We start from the raw sequence: 18,518 nt of genomic DNA, 5'->3' as shown, positions 1-18,518 counted from the left end.
CGTCGCGGGGACTCTACCGATCCCGCCACACGGCGGGTTTCTGGGCCCTACGCCGTTGCGGCGGCCGCGTTTGGGGAGCGCCGGGCGGACAGCAGGGCGGCTCCCGCACCGAGGAGCATGACCACGGCGAAGACGACGCTCACCCCGGTGAAACCGAGCGGGGCGAAGCCCGCCACGACGGGCGCCGAGGCGGTGGACCCCAGAAACAGCCAGAAGCTGTACATCGCGGAGGCACCGCTCACGTTGTGGGCGGCGTTGGCACTGATCACGTGCAGGGCGGAGGGGGCGGCCAGGGCGATGGCGAGCACGAAGCACCCCAGCAGCACGGTGAACAGGGCGACCGATCCGACGGTGGGCGCCGACAGCGCGGCCAGTACCAGGAACAGGGCGGCGGCGGTGACACTGAGCGCGAGCCGGTATCCCGGGGGCACGCGGCTGAAGGGCTGCATGAGCACCGGCGCCAGGACGATGGCGGGCAGGGCGCTGGCGCGCAGGGTGAGCAGTTCGGTCGGGTTCGCGGCCACGTCCAGGGGGTTGATGAGCTGGATCGCGGCGTACAGGCCGACGAAACCGAACAGCACGGCCAGTGCCACCAGGAACAGCGGTATGAGCCGCGGGGTGGTCGCCGCCGCCAGCATCCCGCGGTAGGCCGCCGAGGGGCGGGTGGACCGGTCGGGGACGTCGCGTGTCAGCAGGAGTCCGGTGAGTCCGGTCACGACGGCGGTCGCCAGGGCGGAGGTGAGGAAGGGGGCGCGCCACCCCTGGGTGTCGCCCAGCGCCTGGGCACCGACCTGGGCGAGGACGGCGGAGGCGAGGAACGAGCTGGTCAGCACGGCGAACGCGAGCGCGCGGCGGTGGGCGGGGAAGTGCCGGGTGATGTAGGCCATGGCGGCCGGGCCGAAGGCCGAGGCCGCGAACCCCTGCGCCACTCGCACCACCAGAACCAACTGGATAGTTGGCATGCTTCCCGCCAGGAGGGTGAGAGCAGCCGTGACGCCGAGCCCGAGGGTGATCATCCCGCGGTAGCCGACCCGTGGACCGAGGGGGCCCAGCACCAGGAAACCGACCGCGTAACCGGCGGCGAACGCTGTGACCGTCCAGCTCGCCGCCTGCACCGTTCCGCCAGTGGAATCCGCGATGAGCTGCAATAGCGGCAGAGGTAGGTACATCTGTCCGGTCGCGACCAGGGCACCGGCCGACAGCAGCAGGAGTTGCACCGCGAGATAGCCGCGCCCCCGGGTCGGCGCCGCTGTCGACACACCCGTGGCCGCCGTGGGGAGTGTTTCTGTCATGGCACCAAATAAACCAACCAACTAGTTGGGTGTCAATCGGTTATACTGTGGCCATGGCAACACGGGACGCGTCGGCGACGCGGCGCAAGCTACTGGAGGCCGGCCGCGGGGAGTTCGCCGAGTCGGGGATCGCCGGAGCCCGCATCGACCGCATAGCGGAACGCGCCGGGGTGAACAAGGAACGGGTCTACGGCCACTTCGGCAGCAAGGAGAAACTGTTCCAGGCGGTGCTCGACGCGGCGAAGGCCGAACACTCCGCATCCCTGCCCACCCCGGGTGAGGACATCGGGGAGTGGGTCGGGCGGGTGTACGACGCCCAGCGGAACAACCCGACGATGCTGCGGCTGATGATGTGGGAGTCGCTGTACTACGGCACGGGTCCCGCCCCGGACGAGGAGCAGCGCGCCGACCACTACGCCGACAAGATCGTCGCCGTCGCCCGGACGCTCGGGATCGAACCGGACAGCACCGCCGCGAGGACCGTGCTGTCCCTCCTCGGGCTCGCGGCGTGGTCCCAGGCCATGCCGCAGTCCGCCCGGCTGCTGCTGGGGCCGGACGCCCACACCGAGCGGGGCCGCGCCGAGATGCGCGAGCACGTGGTGCGCATGGCACGCGCGGCGGTGCGGGGCGTCGCACCGCCGGAACCCGACAACACGGAGGCTACGGCCTGACCACCTGGGCGGTACTGGCGCTACGCTGGGCGGCCTCGATCACCTCGAGGCCGTGCACCACCTCGTGCAGCCCCACCGGCGCCGGCTCGCCGGAGGCGACAGCGTCCCGCACGGCGGCGTAGAACGCCGGGTAGTCACCGTGCTCGCTGGACACGGAACGCAGCGCGCCGTCGCGGCCCACCTGTCCCCACGCGGACTCGGGCTCGACCCCCCAGTCGGGAGCGTCGGGACGTTCGCCCCGGTCGAGCCGCTCCTCCTGGCTGTCGAAACCCGCCACGGTGAACGCGGCCTCGTCGCCCAGGATCCGCAGCCGCGGTCCGAGCTGGGCGGTGAGCGCGCTCATCCACAGGTGGGAACGCACCCCGCAGGTGTGGGTGAGGGCGAGGAAGGCGTCGTCGTCGGCGGTGACCCCGGACCGGCGCGCGTCGAGTTCGGCGTAGACCGAGGCGACCGGCCCGAAGAGGTTGATGGCCTGGTCGATGAGGTGCGGACCCAGGTCGTACAGGATCCCCGCTCCCGACTCCGCGCTTCCGCGTTCCCGCCACGTCCCCTTGCTCTCCGGGCGCCACCGCTCGAACCGGGACTCGAACCGGTGGACCCTGCCCAGCGTTCCCTCGTCCACCAGCTTCCAGGCAGTGAGGAAGTCACTGTCCCACCGGCGGTTCTGGTACACGGTCAGCACCTGCTCCAACCGCTCCGCCTCCTCGGCGAGCTCGCGCGCCTCGGCCGCGGACACCGCGAACGGTTTGTCCACGACCACCGCCATGCCGGACTTCAGCGCGGAGCGTGCCAGCGGGGCGTGGGTGTCGTTCGGTGTGGTCACCACGGCGACGTCGATCTCCCCGGAGCGCTCCCACAGCTCGTCGGCCGACGCGAGCACGTCGGCGTTCGGGTAGCGTTCGCGCGCCGCTTCCTGGCGCTGGGGGTTTCCGGTGACCACGGCGGACAGCCGCATCCCCGGAGTGGCGTCGATCAGCGGCGCGTGGAACACCGCGCCACCCTTGCCGTACCCGACGACGGCCACGTGCAGGTCCGATCCGGAAGCACTCGCAGAGCTCATGGGCCCAACCCTAAACCGCCTGTTTCCCGACGACGACCGTTTCCCCGCCAGCCTCACCCGACACGGCCAGGGCCGAGACACCTTCGGGGCGCCCCTCAGGCGACCATCGGCCGCGCCTGTTCGGCGGTGCCGGCCGGCTCCAGCGCCAGCTCCAGCACCTGGCGGATGTCACTCACCGCGTGCACCGTGAGCTGGTCCCGGATGTCCTCCGGCACGTCGTCCAGGTCGGGCTCGTTGCGGGCCGGGATCAGCACCGTGGTCGCCCCCGCGCGGTGCGCCGCCAGCAGTTTCTGCTTCACACCGCCGATCGGCAGCACCCGGCCGGTGAGCGAGACCTCACCGGTCATCCCCACGTCCCAGCGCGCGCGGCGCCCCGACAGCAGCGACGCCAGCGCCGCGGCCATGGTGACACCGGCGCTGGGGCCGTCCTTGGGGATGGCGCCGGCGGGGACGTGCAGGTGCACCCCGCGGTCCTTCAGGTCCCCCACGGGCAGTTCCAGTTCCGCACCGTGGGACTGCAGGTAGGAGAGCGCGATCTGGGCGGACTCCTTCATCACGTCCCCGAGGTGGCCGGTCAGGGTCAGACCGCTGCCGCCCGTCTCCGGGTCCGCCAGCGACGCCTCGACGAACAGCACGTCCCCGCCCGTACCGGTGACCGCCAGTCCGGTGGCCACCCCGGGAACCGCCGTCCGGTCGGCCGACTCGGGAGTGTGCTTGGGCCGGCCGATGTAGCCGGGGAGGTCGTCGGCATCGACGGTCACGGGAAGCTCCTGCTCACCCAGGGCTGCGCTGGCCGCGATCTTGCGCAGCACCCGCGCGACGGTGCGCTCCATGCCGCGCACACCGGCCTCCCGGGTGTACTCCGTGGCGATGCGGCGCAGCGCCGCGGCGGAGATCCCGGCGTCCTCACCCGCGAGTCCCGCCTTCTCCAGCTGGCGCGGCAGCAGGTGGTCCACGGCGATCGTGACCTTCTCGTCCTCGGTGTAACCGTCGAGTTCGACCAGTTCCATCCGGTCCAGCAGAGGCGCGGGGACGGACTCCAGGTCGTTGGCGGTCGCGAGGAACACCACGTCGGACAGGTCGAGGTCGACGTCCAGGTAGTGGTCGCGGAAGGTGTGGTTCTGCGCCGGGTCGAGCACCTCCAGCAGGGCCGAGGTGGGGTCCCCGCGGAAGTCGCTGCCGAGCTTGTCCACCTCGTCCAGCAGCACCACCGGGTTCATCGTCCCGGCCTCCTTGACGGCCCGGGCTATGCGGCCGGGCAGTGCCCCGACGTAGGTGCGCCGGTGCCCGCGGATCTCGGCCTCGTCCCGGACTCCGCCGAGGGCGACCCGGGTGAACGCGCGCCCCATGGAGCGCGCCACCGACTCCCCCAGCGAGGTCTTGCCGACACCGGGCGGGCCGACCAGGGCGAGCACCGCGCCGCTGCGCCTGCCGCCGACGACGCCGAGCCCCTGTTCCTCCCGGCGTTTGCGCACCGCGAGGTACTCCACGATGCGTTCCTTGACGTCGGTGAGTCCGGCGTGGTCGGCGTCCAGGACCTCGCGGGCTCCCGGGATGTCGTACACGTCATCGGTGCGGCTGTTCCAGGGCATCGCCAGGATGGTGTCCAGCCAGGTGCGGATCCACCCGGACTCGGGGGCGGAGTCGCCGGCGCGCTCCAGCTTGTCCACCTCGGTCAGGGCGGCGTCGCGGACGTGGTCGGGGAGGTCGGCGTTGTCCACCCGCTGGCGGTAGTCGTCCTCCTCGCTTCCGGGGGTGCCGTTGAGTTCGTTGAGCTCCTTGCGGATCGCGTCCATCTGGCGGCGCAGCAGGAACTCGCGCTGCTGCTTGTCCACGCCCTCCTGGACGTCCTGCTCGATGCTCTCGGCCACGTCCAGTTCGGTCAGGTAGTCGCGGATCCACGTGCTGAGGCGGGTGAGCCGCTCGGAGACGTCGTGGGTCTCCAGCAGTTCCAGCTTCTGGGAGGCGGTCAGGAAGGGGGAGTAGCCGCCGCGGTCGGCCAGTTGCCCTGGGTCGTCGAGCTGCTGGATACCGTCCAGCACCTGCCAGGCGCCGCGTTTCTGCAGGTAGGTGGTGAACAGCGACTTGAGTTCGCGCGCCTGCTCGTGGACCTTGCCGGGATAACCGCCCTCGGGGGCCTCCGTGTTGTGGATATCGGCCGAGACCCACAGGGCCGTACCCGGGCCGGCGGTACCGCTGCCGACGCGGGCGCGGGCCGTCGCCCGCAGGACCGCCGCCTGGCTTCCGTCGGGTGTGCGGCCCGTGTGTTCCAGGATCGCGACAGCGCCGGTGCCGGCGTAGGAACCGTCGATGCGGGGGACGGCCAGCACCCTCGGTTTGCCCTGGCTGGTGTTCGACCGGACTCCGGGAACCTTGGATTCACTGTCGTTTTCCGCCTGCGCTGCCTCGACCGCCGCGCGGACCTCGGGCTCGGACATGTCAACCGGGACGACCATCCCGGGGAGGACGGCGTCGTCGTCGAGAGGGAGTACGGGCAGCGTCACGCTGGAGCGAGCTTCGGTCATCGGAACCCTCCTAGTTGAGTCACTCATACTCAATAAAAACGAGCCCGGTTTTGTTCCCCCTCGTGCGTTCGCTGGGGGCGATCGGGGCAACCGCCGCCGCTCCTCTCCTGTCGCCCGTTTGCGCCACGGCGCGCTGCGCTGCAGCCTCGCCCGGAAGCGACGTGTTGTAATTCAACCGTTAGATGTTGCCTGGACCACACCTGTGGACACGCGGCCGTATACGGACTTCCATCGAAGCTTCCGGTCTATACCAGCACCCGGTCCCCGACAGGAGGTGCGCATGTCCGTGCCCACCGCCCGACCACGCCCCGCCGCGGCCCTGGCCGCCAGCCTCCCGCTGCTCCTCGTCGCGAGCGGATGCGGCTACCTCGCGGGCGAGAGCGGCCAGGGTCTCGACCCCGACTCGGCCGCATGCGAACCCTTCCAGGAATGGCAGGGAATCAGCGGAACCGTCGACATCTACGCCTCCATCCGCGCCGAGGAGGGCCAGCGGATGCAGCGGGCGTGGCAGGACTTCACCGACTGCACCGACATCGACATCCAGTACGAGGGCAGTGGCGAGTTCGAGGCCCAGATCCAGGTCAAGGTCGACGGGGGGAACGCGCCCGACATCGCCTTCTTCCCCCAGCCCGGCCTCCTCACCCGGTTCGCCGAGGACGGAGAGGCGCTCCCGCTGCCGGACGAGGTGCGCCAGCGCGCCGAGGAGGGCTGGACCGACGACTGGCTGGACTACGCCCGTACCGACGGCGAGCTCTACGGCACCCCGCTCGGGGCCAACGTCAAGTCCCTCGTGTGGTACTCCCCCGAGGTGTTCGACGACAACGGCTACGAGATCCCGCAGACCTGGTCGGAGATGACCGACCTCAGCGACCGGATGGTCGACGACGGCATCACCCCGTGGTGCGCCGGCATCGAGTCCGGCGAGGCCACCGGCTGGCCCGCCACGGACTGGCTGGAGAACGTGATGCTGCGCGAGCACGGCCCCGAGGTCTACGACCAGTGGGTCAACCACGAGATCCCGTTCGACGACCCCAAGGTCGCCGACGCGCTCGAACGGGTGGACACCATCCTGCGCGACGGCGACTACGTCAACGGCGGGCACGGCGGTGTGAAGAGCATCGTCACCACCTCCTCCCAGGACGCCGGGCTGCCCGTCCTGGACAAGGAGTGCGGGATGCACATGCAGGGCTCCTTCTACGCCGCCAACTGGCCCGAGGACACCGACGTCTCCGAGGACGGCGAGGTGTTCGCGTTCAACCTCCCGCCCATCGGCGAGGACGGCGAGAACCCCGTCCTCGGCGGCGGGGAGTTCACCGCCGCCTTCGCCGACCGGCCCGAGGTGGTCGCGGTCCAGGAGTACCTGGCGACCGTCGACTACGCCGACCGCCGCGCCGCCGAGGGCGCGTGGTTCTCCGCCCACCGGGACCTCGACCTCGACGGGCTGGACAACCCCAACGACCGCTACTCCGCCGAACTGCTGCGCTCCCCGGACACCGTGATGCGCTGGGACGGCTCGGACAACATGCCGGCCGCCGTCGGCGCGGGGACCTTCTGGCGCGGGATGACCAACTGGATCAACGGTGACGACACCGAGAAGACCCTCACCTACGTGGAGGACTCCTGGCCCGACTAGGTCCTGTTTTTTGGGCGCTGTTCGTCGCGAGCGGCGTCTCCGGTGCCGCCCGGCAAGGCCGAGGAGGGAGGCGGAGCGGACCCTCCGTCGACCGACGAGAACACCGCCGGGCGGTGTCCTGGGGCGGCGCGCAGCAGGACAAGCGTCCGAAAAACAGGACCTAGGCCTGCCCGACGGGCCGTTGTCCCACCGCGCGGCGCTGACCGCGCCGCTCGGGACGGGCAGCGCCCGTCGGGCAGATCCCGGCGCACTCCCCGGGCGCCGCCGCGGCGGCGCCCGGTCCCGGACCCACCGGAAGGACCCCATGGGTTTCGACATCCTCACCGAGCTGCCCAAACTTCTCTGGTTGGCGATCGGCGTGTCGGCGTTCCTCGCCGCCGTGGGACTGCTGCTGATCGTCGTCGACCAGGGGCCCCGCACCAGGTACGACTGGTGGCAGGCGCTGTGCTTCCTCAGTCCGGCCGCCCTCCTGCTGTTGGGCGGACTCGTCTACCCGGCGACCCGCACCACCGTGCTGTCGTTCATGGACGGCTCCGGCGACACCTGGGTGGGCCTGGGCAACTACGTGTGGATGTTCACCGAGCCCGAGACGCTGGTGGTGCTGCGCAACACGCTGCTGTGGGTGGTTCTCGCCCCGGTGCTGGCCACAGCGGTCGGCCTGGTCTACGCGGTACTGGTGGACCGTTCGCGGTTCGAGGCCGTCGCCAAGTCGCTGCTGTTCATGCCGATGGCGATATCGTTCGTCGGCGCCAGCATCATCTGGAAGTTCGTCTACGCCTACAAGCGGCCCCAGGACGACCAGATCGGGATCCTGAACCAGCTCGTCGTGTGGGCCGGCGGCGAACCGCGCCAGTGGCTGCTCATCGAACCGCTGAACACGCTGCTGCTCATCGTCGTCCTGATCTGGATCCAGGCCGGGTTCGCGATGGTGGTGCTGTCCGCCGCCATCAAGGCCATCCCTGCCGACATCGTCGAGGCCGCCCGGATCGACGGGGTGAATGGCTGGCAGCTCTTCTGGCGCATCACACTGCCCAGCGTGTGGCCGACGGCCACGGTCGTGCTGATCACGATCTCCGTACAGACCCTGAAGGTCTTCGACATCGTGCGGACTATGACCGGGGGCCAGTTCTCCACCTCCGTCATCGCGAACGAGATGTACAACCAGGCGTTCCGTTACAGCGAGCTCGGCCACGGGTCCGCGCTGGCCGTCTTCCTGTTCGTCCTGGTCATCCCGCTCGTTCTCATCCAGATCCGCAACACCCGGCGCACTAGGGAGGCCCAGTGACCCCCGCGACGACACCGGCCGTGCGGCGTGTCGGACAGCGCCTGTCCGGCCACGCCGGCAGTGTGGCGGCACTCGTGCTCGCCGTCCTGTGGACCGTCCCGACGGCGGGACTGCTCATCTCCTCGCTGCGTCCCGAGGAGCACATCAAAACCTCCGGCTGGTGGACGTTCCTCTCCCAGCCGGAGGTGACCCTGCGCAACTACGACGAGGTCCTGTTCGGCGACGCCACCTCCGGGCAGCTCGCCAGCTACTTCGTCAACTCCTTCACCATCGCCGTCCCCACCATGGTCTTCGTGGTCGGGATCGCGGCGCTGAGCGCCTACGGCCTGGCGTGGATGCGCTTCCCCGGACGCGACTGGCTCTTCGTGGGGATATTCGCGCTGCAGATCGTCCCGCTCCAGATGTCGCTGGTACCGCTGCTGCAGGTGTTCTCCGAGGGGATCTCCGTCGGCGGGGTGCAGGTCATGCCGGCATGGGAACTGTCCGGAGCGTTCCAGTTCACCACGGTGTGGCTCGCCCACACCATCTTCGGCCTCCCGCTGGGCATCTTCCTCATGCACAACTTCGTCTCCCAACTGCCGCGCACCCTCATCGAGGCCGCCCGTGCCGACGGGGCGGGCCACGGCGCCATATTCCGGCGGATCGTTCTGCCCCTGACGGTGCCCGCCCTGGTGTCACTGGCGATCTTCCAGTTCCTGTGGGTGTGGAACGACCTGCTGGTCGCGCTGATCTTCGCCGGCGGCAGTGTGGAGGTGGCGCCGCTCACCGTCCGCCTGGCGGAACTGGCCGGCACCCGCGGCGACGAGTGGCAGCGGCTCACCGCCGGCGCGTTCGTGTCGATGATCGTGCCACTGCTGGTGTTCTTCGCGCTGCAGCGCTACTTCGTGCGCGGCCTGCTCGCCGGGAGCGTGAAGGGGTGAGCGCCGCGCCGCGGCCTCAGCCGACCAGCCCGGCGCGGTAGGCCAGCACGACCAGCTGCGCGCGGTCCCGGGCGTGCAGTTTCACCATGGCCCTGCTGACGTGGGTGCGTGCTGTGTCCGGGCTGACCACGAGGCGGCCGGCGATCTCCTCGTTCGACAGCCCCTCCCCCACCAGGGCCAGCACCTCCCGCTCCCGCTCGGTGAGCGATCCCAGTTCGGGCCGCGGCGTCCCGGACGGCTGCCGCGACACGAAGGCGGATATGACCCGCCGGGTCACCGACGGGGACAGCAGCGACTCGCCCTCGGCTGCCAGCCGGATGGCGCGCAGCAGTTCCGCGGGTTCGCTGTCCTTGATCAGGAACCCGCAGGCTCCGCCCCGCAGCGCGTCGAAAACGTACTCGTCCAGTTCGAACGTCGTCAGCACGACGACCCGGGTCCCGGACAGCCGCTCGTCGGAAGCGATCTCGCGCAGCGCGGCGATGCCGTCCATCCCGGGCATCCGCACGTCCATCAGGATGACGTCGGGATGCCGGGCGCGCACCAGTTCCACCGCTTGCCGGCCGTCCGCCGCCTCCCCGGCGGATTCCAGGTCCTCCTCGGCCTCGATGAGCACGTTCAACCCCATGCGGACGAGGGCCTGGTCGTCGGCCACCGCCACCCGCACCGTCATGGCCGCTCCGACGGGGTGTCCAACGGCAGCACGGCGCGCACCGCGTAACCGCCGCCGGACCGCGGCCCGACCGACAGGCTTCCCCCGACCGCGGCGGCGCGTTCCCGCATACCCGCGGTGCCGCCGCCGGCGGCGGGCTCGTCCTGGGGCCTGGCCGGCCCCTCGTCCGTGACCTCCACGACGACCTCCCGCGGGCGGTAGGTGATCCGCACGGCCGCGTCGGCACCGCCGGCGTGCCGCACCACGTTCGTCAGCGCCTCCTGGACGATGCGGTACGCGGCGTGGTCCACGGCCGCGGGAAGCGTAACCGGTTCGCCGACCGTGCGCACGCTCGCCACCCGGCCACCCGCCCCGGAGGAGGAGTCCACGAGCTCGTCGAGGTCGGCCAGGCCCGGCAGCGGCTCCCGGTTGGCACCCCGCGCGGCCCGGGGGTCGCGGAACACCGCGAGCGTGCCGCGCAGCTCGTCCAACGCGTCCTTGCTCGTCTGCCGGATGGCGGTCAGCGAGGACTCGACCTGGTCCGGACGGCTGCCCAGCACGTGCAGTGCCGCCCCCGCCTGCATGTTGATCACCGAGAGGCTGTGGCCGACGACGTCGTGCACCTCCCGCGCGATACGCAGCCGCTCCTGGTGGGCGGACTCCGCGAGGGCGCGTTCGCGCTCCCGCCGGGCGTTCTCCCGGTAGGTACGCGCGATCACCCCCAGCGCCGCCGGCACGGCCACCACCGCCAGGACGAGCACCAGCCGCGCCGCGGTGTCCGTGTCGACCAGCCCGAGGTAGGGACGATCCAGTCCCAGGACCACCACCAGCGGCAGCATCAGTGCCGTCCACGGCACCCAACTACGCGGTGGGAACGCCGCCGCCATGGCGAACACCAGCAGCGCCGGACCGAGCAGGACCGGCCCGTAGCCGTTACCGGTACCGACGAAGACCGCGATGGCCAGCGCCGCCACGGCGAACGCGCCGCGTGGCCAGATCCTGCGCACGGCCACGCAGCCGACGATGACCACGGCGCACGCGTAGGCGCTCGGCGGGAGCCCGACGTCCCCGGCAGCGCCCCACGGCGGCCCGGGAGGGCCCTGCGCTCCCGGAGGGCCGGGGTCCCAACCGTTCGACCGGGCGGCGTGCCAGTGGGCTCCCAGCAGCGTGAGCGCACCCGCCACCAGTCCCAGGGGCGCGTCCAGGGCGAGCTTCCGCCTCCACCGGGACCGGCCGGCCTGTCCCGCGGGTTCCACAGGGGTGTCCACGCCGTTCAGGGTAGCGAGCGCCCCGCCGGCTGACGTCGTCCGCACCGCGTATCCGCCCTACGCGCCGGTGCGTAGCCGAAAGGACGCGCCACGGCCGACGACACGCGCGAGCGCCGTCGGGACGCTGGAACCATGAACACGACAGTACTCGCCGGAGTCCTCGCGACGATCCGGCACACACCACCCTGGGAAGCGTGTCCGGCGGCGTTTCTCGCCGGCCCCCTGCTGCTCCTCCTGTTCCTCGCGCTGCTCGGTCTGGCCGTGTGGTACCTGGCCCGCCGCTCCGGCGACGCCGCACGGGGCGGTTCGGCCGAACCGCCCGAGGGCGCGGCCAGGCGCGTTCTGGCCGAGCGTTTCGCGCGCGGCGACATCGACGCCGACGAGTTCCGGGAACGCGCCGCGGCCCTGGGCTGGACCGTCGGCGGTTCCTCCGGGAGGCGACCGTGACGGAACGGGTCCGTTCCACGGCCGCACCGGAGCCCACCCGGCCGGTGCCCGCGTCCGGTCAGGCGCGGCTCCGGCTGCCCCGGCGGTGGCGCTCCGCGCTGCTGAGCGCGCACGTCATCACCTCGGTCGGGTGGCTGGGGCTCCACGCCTCGCTCGTGGCGCTGCTCGCCCTCGGTACGGCCCGCGACGACCCCGCCCGCGCCGCCGACGCCTACAGCGCGGCGGGCCTGCTCGTCACCGCACTGGTGGCGCCGGTCAGCCTCGCCTCGTTGGGTACCGGCCTGGTCCTGGCGGTGGGCACTCCGTGGGGGGTGTTCCGTTACTACTGGGTGGCGCTCAAGCTGGGGTTGACCGTCGTTCTCGTGCTCGGCAGCAACCTCTCCCTGGGGCCGCAGGTGCTGGACCTGGCGGAGACGGCGCGGGACGGCGCCCTGCCTGCCGACATCGCGCGGCTGCGGACGCTGGTCGCGCTGTCGGTGGCGCTGTCGGTACTGGCGTTGACGTCGGTGCTGAGCACGGTCAAACCGTTCGGCCGTACGCGCCGCGCGCGGGGCGGACCGTCCCGACGTCGGGCCCCGCTCGGCGGGCGCCGCTCGTGACGAACAGCGCCCAAAACAGGACCTAGGCCGTGTTTAAGAAGGTGTTGTTGCGAGGTCGCGTAGCCAGATGTCGATCACGGCGATGTGGACCGTGGCCTCGTAGCGCAGGGCGAGCTTGTCGTAGCGCGTGGCCACCGCGCGGAATTGCTTGAGCAGCCCTACGCCGCACTCCACCGCATGGCGGTCCCGATAGGCCCGGGCATCGAAAGCGGGCGGCCGGCCGCCCGCCGACCCCCGGGCTTTGCGGTGGGCCCGCTGGTCGGCGGGCTCGGCGATGGTCGCGGGGATCTTCCTGCGCCGTAGGTAGGCGCGATTGCTCCGGGAGGAGTAGGCCTTGTCGGCCAGCACGCGGTCGGGCCGGGTGCGCGGGCGCCCTGGCCCCGGGCGGGCCACGCGGATGCGCTCCAGCACTCGCGCGAACTGCGGGCTGTCGCCGCGGTGGCCGGCGCCCACCACCACCGCCAGGGGTTTGCGGCCCTGCTCTCCGGCGAGGTGGAGCTTGGTGCCCCACCCGCCGCGCGAGCGTCCCAGTGCGTGGTCGCGGGGTTCGTCCCCGGGCGGTTCGACCTGGTCGTAGGGGGTGCGGCGGGCGCCGGCGGCGTGGGGGTGGGCCCGGCACGTCGTGGAGTCGACCGAGACCCGCCAGTCGATGAGCCCGGCCGTATCGGCCCAGGCCCGCAGTTTCGCCGCGATCAGTGTCCAGATCCCGGCGCGCTGCCAGGTCCGCAGCAGGTGGTAGACCGATTGCCAGTGGCCGTAGCGTTCGGGCACGTCGCGCCAGGGCGCGCCGATGCGGGTGCGCCAGCGGATGCCGTCCAGCAGTTGGCGGCGGCTCCATATGGGCGGCTTTCCGCGTCCGCTCCTGGCGGGCAGCAGCGGTTCGAGCACGCGCCACTGCTTGTCGGTGAGATCGTTGCGTCCTCCGATCGATACCCTGGCCACCGAGGTCTCCGTGTAGATGGGCTGCTTGGTCGTTGTCCCATCTACCGGAGACCTCGCTCATGCGCAGCCCCGACATGCCGGAGAAGCAGGACAAGCCGGACTTCTTAAACAGGACCTAGCCGCGCAGCGCCGCCCGCGCCGCCTCCAGGGTGGTGGTCCGGTAGGCGGCGCCGAACAGGCACACGTGCACCAGCAGCGGGTGCAGCTGGTGCAGGGCGATCCGGGAGCGCCACCCGTCCTTGAGCGGGGCGGCCTCGTTGTAGGCGTCGCGCACCCGGTCCAGGTGGGGCAGGCCGAACAGCGCGAGCATGGCGAGGTCGACCTCGCGGTGCCCGCCGTGCGCCGCGGGGTCGATCACGACCGCGCCGTCGTCCTGCCACAGCACGTTGCCGCTCCACAGGTCGCCGTGCACCCGGGCCGGCGGTTCGGGTTCGCCGGTGAGACCGTCGATCCGGTCGATGACCCGTTCGACCTCGCGCACGTCGGCGGGGGTCAGCGCCCCGCTGTCCGCGGCCCGGCGGAGGTAGGGCTCCAGCCGGCGGCGCGCGTAGAACTCGGGCCACGTGTCGCACGGGGTGTTGTCCAGCGGGAGCGGGCCGATGTAGCCGTCGCGGTCGGCGCCGAACGTGTCCGCTCCGGACAGGTGCATCGCCGCCAGCTGCCGGCCGAACCGTTCCGCCGCCGCCGGGGTGGGCGGGTGTTGCTCCACCCACGACATCACGAGGGTGTGCGCGTCCCATCCGGCGACTCGGGGCACCGGCGCGGATGAGGAGGCGCCCAGCCACGCCAGGCCGCGGGCCTCGGTGTCGAACAGGCCCGAGAACGCCGTATCGGGGGTCGTCTCCGGGAGCGCCTTGACGAACAGGGACTCTCCGGTGTCGGGCGCGGCACGGTACAGCTCCCACTCGTGGCTGGCGCCGAGCGGGACGAGCCGGGTGATCTCCCGGCCGGTGAGTTCGGCGACACGCTCGGTGACGGGGCGCACGCGTTCCTCCTCGTGACGTCGGCTCGGTTCGCGCTCAGTCCGCTCGCTGTGTGCCCAGCCGCGCGGCGAGTTCCCCGACCAGCCCGGCCGCGGCGCTCTCGATCATGGTCAGCACCGTGCCGAAGCCGTCCTTACCGCCGTAGTACGGATCCGGGACCTCGGACGCGGGGTCGGTGTCGGTGGCGAACGAACGGAACATCCGCAGCCGGTCCGGGTCGGCTCCCACGCTGGAGGCGAGCCTACGCAGGTCGTCGTAGTTGTCGCGGTCCATCGCCAGCACGAGGTCGCGCTCCGCGAACCAGGCGGGGTCGAACCGCCGCGCGGCATGGTCCGTGAAGTACCCGTGTATCCGCAGGGTGGACGCCGCCCGGGGGTCCATGTCCGAGCCGACGTGCCAGTCACCCGTACCGGCACTGTCGACCTCGACGGCGCCGGCCAGTCCGGCGCGTTCCAGATGGGACCACAGCACCTGGGCCGCCATCGGGGAACGGCAGATGTTGCCCAGGCACACCAGGCACACGCGGTAGGGCCCGGCGGGATCGCGGGGTTCCGGCACACTCATCGTTCTGCCACCGTATTCCAGTTCAACCTCGGGGGAGCCGCACCACGGTAACGAAGAAGTCGTCGATCTGCTGGACCACCTGGATGAACTGGTCGAAGTCGACGGGTTTGGCCACGTAGGCGTTGGCGTGCAACCGGTAGCTGCGCAGGATGTCCTCCTCGGCCTCCGAGGTGGTGAGTACCACGATGGGGATGTGCGACAGCGTGTCGTCCTTCTTGACCTCCTCGAGCACCTCCCGGCCGTCCTTGCGGGGCAGGTTGAGGTCGAGCAGGATGAGGTGCGGCTGCGGAGCGTCGGCGTGCTCTCCCTCCCTGCGGAGGAACCGCAGCGCCTCGACCCCGTCGGAGGCCACGTGCAGCCGGTTGCCGACCTTGTGTTCCGCGAACGCCTCCTTCGTCATCAGGACATCACCGGGATCGTCCTCGACCAGCAGCACCTCTATGGGGTGCCCCTCCTCGTTCTCAGTCAATGTCTCAGACCTTCTCGGTGTCGTCGTCCGCGTGCCCGGCCGTGTGCGCGGTGTCCTCGTCCGCTTCCGGCTCGGACGCGGGCTCCTTCGGGGACTGGGCCGCGGTGTCGCGCTCGTCCGTTCCGCCGCTGTCGAGGGCGGGCAACGACCAGCATATGCGGGTACCCACGTTCTCCTCCGTGGCGCCCAGCCAGATCCGTCCTCCGTGGAACTCCACGATCTTCTTGCACATGGCCAGGCCGATACCGGTGCCACCGTATTTGTCCCGGGTGTGCAGCCGCTGGAAGATCACGAAGATACGTTCCGCGTACTGCGGGTCGATCCCGATGCCGTTGTCCGAACAGCAGAAAACCCACTCGTCACCGTCCCGTTCGACACTGACGTGCACCCGTGCCGGTTCCGTACCGCGGAACTTCACCGCGTTGCCGACGAGGTTGAAGAACACCTGGGTCAACAGGGTCCGGTCGCCCTCCACGGTCGGCATATCCTCGCGGGTGACCTCGGCCTCGGCGTCCTCCAGCCGGGGTTCCAGGCTGCTCAGCGCGTCGGTGAGCGCGGCGTCGAGGTCTACCTCCGTGAACTCCTTCGTACGCCCCACCCGGGAGAACGCCAACAGGTCGTTGATGAGGGTCTGCATGCGTTTGGCGCCCTCGACGGCGAAGTCGATGTAGGAGTCGGCGCGCTCGTCGAGCTGCCCCCGGTAACGGCGCTGCAGCAGCTGGCAGAAACTGGCCACCTTCCGCAACGGCTCCTGCAGGTCGTGCGAGGCGACGTAGGCGAACTGCTCCAGTTCCAGGTTGGAGCGGCGCAGCTCGTCCGTCTGGCGTTCGAGCAGCTCCGACTGCTCCTGCAACTGGCGGCGCGCCGCACCGACCTCGTGCAGGTCCCTGACGATGCGTTCCCGCATGACGTCGACGTCCCTGCCGACCCGTTCGATCTCGGGCGGCCCCTCCAACTCGATCCGGTGGGCGTAGTAGCCCTCCGAGACCTGCTGCAGGTGGTTGCCCAGGTCGTCCAGCGGCCGCAGCACCCAGTGCTGCAGCATCACCCACAGGAACACGGACAGGACGACCACCACGACACCCACCAGGATCAGCAGCGCGACGACCTGCTGGGTGGCCTGGGTGAGTCGCTCCCGCTCCTGGGACAGTTCCTGGCCGATGCGATTGTCGGCCTCACTGGCCGCGTGGCGCAGCTCCGCGAACCGTTTCCGGCCGAGCCGGTAGTCCTCGGCGCTGACCTCCTCGCCGGAACGCACCTTCTCCAGGGTGGGTTCGGCGAAATCGTGGGTCCAGGCGTCACCGGCCGCCAGCAGCTCCTCGATGGCGGCGTCGATGTCGGAGTTGTTGCCCGCGATCCCCCGCAGGATGGACCGGCTCTCCTCCAGGTCCTGGACCCCGTCGTTGTACGGGGTGAGGAACTCGGTGTCGGAGGTGAGGGCGTAGCCCCGGATCCCGTTGTCCTGGTTGAGGTAGGCCGACATGGTCTGTTCCACGGCGGCCTGCGCCGGGGTCAGCTCGTCCACCTGGCGCGCCAGCGAGTCCCGGGCGTTGAAGGCCGAGACGGTGATGGTCGACACGGCGGCGATGAGCACCACCGCCACCGCCGCGAGCAGCACGGTGACCCGGCGGCGCAGCGACCAGGGGGTGGGGTTCCAGTGGAACAGCGACCGTCTCCGCTGCTCCCGCTCGGGTTCGGTCACGTCGTCGGTACTGCTCACGCGTGCTCCCCGTGGGTGAGGAGCAGCATGGCGACATCGTCCTGCAGCGGACCTCCGTTGTGCCGTTCCGCCTCGTCGACGAGACTCTCGGGAACGTCGACGGTCGCGACGCCGCCCCGCAGCACACCGTCGAGGATGCGGCGCAGCCCCTGAACCTCCAGCCGGCCCTCGTTCCCGTCGTGGGCGTCCACCAGCCCGTCGGTGTACAGCAGCAGGGTCGCACCGCGCGGGAGGGCGAACTCCTCCACGTCGATGTCGGCACCCGGGAACACTCCCATGGGCGGGCGCGGGGAGGCCGGAACCTCGGCGACCTCGCCGTCCTGGATGAGCAGTGGGGGCGGGTGGCCGAACAGCCGGATGCGCACCTGGTCGCTTCCCGTGTCCAGGCTGGCCTGGCACAGGGTCGCGTACATCTCGTCCTGGGCGCGCTCGCTCATGAGGACCTCCTCGAGCTTGGGCAGGACGTCCTCCTCGGCCACCCCTCCCATCACCAGGGCGCGCCAGGCGATGCGCAGACTCACTCCCAGGGCGGCCTCATCGGGCCCGTGCCCGCTCACGTCGCCGACGATGACGTGCGTCGTGCCGTCCTTCTGCACGGCGTCGAAGAAGTCCCCGCCGACGACCGCGCGCTTGCGGCCCGGACGGTAGAACGAACGGTGGCTCAACGGGGAGTTGTCAAGCAGCACCTGCGGGAGCAGGCCGCGTTCCAGCCGCATGTTCTCCCGGGCGTACATCTCCGCCTCGCGGAGCTGGCGCACGTTCTCGTCCGCCCGCTGGCGCTCCACGGAGTACCGGAGGCTGCGTGCCAGCAGCGAGCCGTCCACCTGCCCTTTGACGAGGTAGTCCTGGGCACCGGCGGCCACGGCGGCGACGCCCTCGTGCTCGTCGTCGAAACCGGTCAGCACCACGACCGCCGCCGACTCCGCCGCCCCGAGCACCTCGCGGAGCAGGCTCATGCCGCTGGCGTCGGGAAGGTTCATGTCCAGCAGTACGCACCCGTCGAACCCGGAAAGGTGCTCGCGTGCCTCGGCGAGGGTACTGACCCAGGTGATGTGGGCTTTGAGTGCCGTTTCGGCGAGCAGCTCCTCCACCAGGAACGCGTCCTGGGCGTCGTCCTCGACGAGGAGCAGGTCAACCGATCCGACAGGGGCGGACGTCTCCTGCGGCATACCCTCACTTCCGGGGTCGGGCTGGGCCGGACCCCCGGAGTCGGGATCTGTCAGGGGCACGGAGTCGTGCCCTGTTCTCCTAATATCCACGCATCGCCTCTACGTCGACCGGTTCCTTGGAGCAGCACAGCGTCCCCGTTGAAGTCCCTCGGCGCTCGGCATTCCTCTCCACCTCCCCGCGGCTGTCGGTCACGGCGGATCCGGCTGGTTTCCGCGCCCGCCCCGCTCGGAGAAGTCCTCATCCCTGTGACAGCACACCGTAATGGAGCGCTGGCCTCCCTACCAGACAGGAACCGCGAGAGACATTCAACGCTGCCTCGGG

Annotated in this window: 17 protein-coding genes; 6 read left to right on the top strand and 11 right to left on the bottom strand. The window is 70.9% G+C overall.

Translation table 11 applies throughout. The features are described 5' to 3' along the window. Positions 1-47: 47 nt before the first annotated feature. Positions 48-1,292 carry an MFS transporter gene (locus FHX37_RS02670; protein ID WP_141921882.1) on the bottom strand — a complete coding sequence of 415 codons (1,245 nt, stop codon included), beginning with the start codon at positions 1,290-1,292 and terminating at the stop codon, positions 48-50. A 53-nt stretch (positions 1,293-1,345) separates the two neighbouring features. On the opposite strand from FHX37_RS02670, the gene FHX37_RS02665 reads away from it, so the two are divergent. Further along, entirely contained in the window at positions 1,346-1,963 is a 618-nt protein-coding gene (locus FHX37_RS02665) for a TetR family transcriptional regulator (RefSeq protein WP_141921881.1), read from the top strand. Here the strand turns inward: FHX37_RS02665 and FHX37_RS02660 are convergent. Next, entirely contained in the window at positions 1,953-3,023 is a 1,071-nt protein-coding gene (locus tag FHX37_RS02660) for a Gfo/Idh/MocA family oxidoreductase (RefSeq protein WP_211351725.1), read from the bottom strand. The genes FHX37_RS02665 and FHX37_RS02660 overlap by 11 nt on opposite strands. Before the next feature lie 95 nt (positions 3,024-3,118). Then, positions 3,119-5,548 carry an endopeptidase La gene (gene lon, locus FHX37_RS02655; protein WP_141921880.1) on the bottom strand — a complete coding sequence of 810 codons (2,430 nt, stop codon included), beginning with the start codon at positions 5,546-5,548 and terminating at the stop codon, positions 3,119-3,121. Positions 5,549-5,828: 280 nt separating this feature from the next. On the opposite strand from lon, the gene FHX37_RS02650 reads away from it, so the two are divergent. From FHX37_RS02650 to FHX37_RS02640, 3 genes are all read left to right on the top strand, one after another. After that, positions 5,829-7,181: an ABC transporter substrate-binding protein gene (locus FHX37_RS02650; protein ID WP_141921879.1), complete on the top strand. Its 1,353-nt coding sequence runs from the start codon at positions 5,829-5,831 to the stop codon at positions 7,179-7,181. Positions 7,182-7,485: 304 nt separating this feature from the next. After that, positions 7,486-8,466, top strand: a complete 981-nt coding sequence (locus FHX37_RS02645; protein ID WP_141921878.1) for a carbohydrate ABC transporter permease — start codon at positions 7,486-7,488, stop codon at positions 8,464-8,466. After that, on the top strand, positions 8,463-9,386 hold the full coding sequence (locus FHX37_RS02640; RefSeq protein WP_141921877.1) for a carbohydrate ABC transporter permease: 924 nt from the start codon (positions 8,463-8,465) through the stop codon (positions 9,384-9,386). The genes FHX37_RS02645 and FHX37_RS02640 overlap by 4 nt, the downstream gene beginning before the upstream one ends. A gap of 16 nt (positions 9,387-9,402) precedes the next feature. On the opposite strand, the gene FHX37_RS02635 is transcribed toward FHX37_RS02640, so the two are convergent. Continuing rightward, positions 9,403-10,056 carry a response regulator gene (locus FHX37_RS02635; RefSeq protein ID WP_141921876.1) on the bottom strand — a complete coding sequence of 218 codons (654 nt, stop codon included), beginning with the start codon at positions 10,054-10,056 and terminating at the stop codon, positions 9,403-9,405. Then, entirely contained in the window at positions 10,053-11,303 is a 1,251-nt protein-coding gene (locus FHX37_RS02630) for a sensor histidine kinase (protein WP_246062042.1), read from the bottom strand. The genes FHX37_RS02635 and FHX37_RS02630 overlap by 4 nt, the downstream gene beginning before the upstream one ends. 132 nt (positions 11,304-11,435) lie before the next feature. On the opposite strand from FHX37_RS02630, the gene FHX37_RS02625 reads away from it, so the two are divergent. Further along, positions 11,436-11,750 carry an SHOCT domain-containing protein gene (locus FHX37_RS02625; RefSeq protein WP_211351724.1) on the top strand — a complete coding sequence of 105 codons (315 nt, stop codon included), beginning with the start codon at positions 11,436-11,438 and terminating at the stop codon, positions 11,748-11,750. Further along, positions 11,747-12,349 carry a hypothetical protein gene (locus FHX37_RS02620; protein WP_246062041.1) on the top strand — a complete coding sequence of 201 codons (603 nt, stop codon included), beginning with the start codon at positions 11,747-11,749 and terminating at the stop codon, positions 12,347-12,349. Before FHX37_RS02625 ends, FHX37_RS02620 begins: the two co-directional genes overlap by 4 nt. Before the next feature lie 33 nt (positions 12,350-12,382). Here the strand turns inward: FHX37_RS02620 and FHX37_RS02615 are convergent, their stop codons facing one another. From FHX37_RS02615 to FHX37_RS02590, 6 genes are all read right to left on the bottom strand, one after another. Then, complete coding sequence (locus FHX37_RS02615; protein ID WP_141921537.1) at positions 12,383-13,291, bottom strand: IS5 family transposase; 909 nt, start codon at positions 13,289-13,291, stop codon at positions 12,383-12,385. A 115-nt stretch (positions 13,292-13,406) separates the two neighbouring features. Further along, complete coding sequence (locus tag FHX37_RS02610; RefSeq protein ID WP_141921875.1) at positions 13,407-14,276, bottom strand: fructosamine kinase family protein; 870 nt, start codon at positions 14,274-14,276, stop codon at positions 13,407-13,409. Positions 14,277-14,310: 34 nt separating this feature from the next. Further along, a complete protein-coding gene (locus FHX37_RS02605) occupies positions 14,311-14,838 on the bottom strand; it encodes a low molecular weight protein-tyrosine-phosphatase (RefSeq protein ID WP_141921874.1) in 528 nt (175 codons plus the stop codon). Positions 14,839-14,860: 22 nt separating this feature from the next. Beyond that, positions 14,861-15,238: a response regulator gene (locus FHX37_RS02600; RefSeq protein ID WP_246062344.1), complete on the bottom strand. Its 378-nt coding sequence runs from the start codon at positions 15,236-15,238 to the stop codon at positions 14,861-14,863. A gap of 73 nt (positions 15,239-15,311) precedes the next feature. Continuing rightward, positions 15,312-17,009, bottom strand: coding sequence for a sensor histidine kinase (locus FHX37_RS02595; RefSeq protein ID WP_211351877.1), 1,698 nt, complete (start codon positions 17,007-17,009; stop codon positions 15,312-15,314). Positions 17,010-17,023: 14 nt separating this feature from the next. Beyond that, complete coding sequence (locus FHX37_RS02590; protein WP_141924965.1) at positions 17,024-18,196, bottom strand: PP2C family protein-serine/threonine phosphatase; 1,173 nt, start codon at positions 18,194-18,196, stop codon at positions 17,024-17,026. Between the last annotated feature and the right edge of the window lie 322 nt (positions 18,197-18,518).

The sequence above is a fragment of the Haloactinospora alba genome, from assembly GCF_006717075.1.
In the GTDB taxonomy this organism is placed as follows: domain Bacteria; phylum Actinomycetota; class Actinomycetes; order Streptosporangiales; family Streptosporangiaceae; genus Haloactinospora; species Haloactinospora alba.
Note: the sequence above shows the minus strand (reverse complement) of the source record. Positions and strands in the feature narration are given on the sequence as shown.

Excerpts from the sequence above, each read along its gene's own strand:
- FHX37_RS02670 (WP_141921882.1), bottom strand. The coding sequence starts at position 1,292 with ATGACAGAAACACTCCCCACGGCGGCCACGGGTGTGTCGACAGCGGCG.
- FHX37_RS02665 (WP_141921881.1), top strand. The coding sequence starts at position 1,346 with ATGGCAACACGGGACGCGTCGGCGACGCGGCGCAAGCTACTGGAGGCC.
- FHX37_RS02660 (WP_211351725.1), bottom strand. The coding sequence starts at position 3,023 with ATGAGCTCTGCGAGTGCTTCCGGATCGGACCTGCACGTGGCCGTCGTC.
- lon (WP_141921880.1), bottom strand. The coding sequence starts at position 5,548 with ATGACCGAAGCTCGCTCCAGCGTGACGCTGCCCGTACTCCCTCTCGAC.
- FHX37_RS02650 (WP_141921879.1), top strand. The coding sequence starts at position 5,829 with ATGTCCGTGCCCACCGCCCGACCACGCCCCGCCGCGGCCCTGGCCGCC.
- FHX37_RS02645 (WP_141921878.1), top strand. The coding sequence starts at position 7,486 with ATGGGTTTCGACATCCTCACCGAGCTGCCCAAACTTCTCTGGTTGGCG.
- FHX37_RS02635 (WP_141921876.1), bottom strand. The coding sequence starts at position 10,056 with ATGACGGTGCGGGTGGCGGTGGCCGACGACCAGGCCCTCGTCCGCATG.
- FHX37_RS02625 (WP_211351724.1), top strand. The coding sequence starts at position 11,436 with ATGAACACGACAGTACTCGCCGGAGTCCTCGCGACGATCCGGCACACA.
- FHX37_RS02605 (WP_141921874.1), bottom strand. The coding sequence starts at position 14,838 with ATGAGTGTGCCGGAACCCCGCGATCCCGCCGGGCCCTACCGCGTGTGC.
- FHX37_RS02600 (WP_246062344.1), bottom strand. The coding sequence starts at position 15,238 with ATGACGAAGGAGGCGTTCGCGGAACACAAGGTCGGCAACCGGCTGCAC.
- FHX37_RS02590 (WP_141924965.1), bottom strand. The coding sequence starts at position 18,196 with ATGCCGCAGGAGACGTCCGCCCCTGTCGGATCGGTTGACCTGCTCCTC.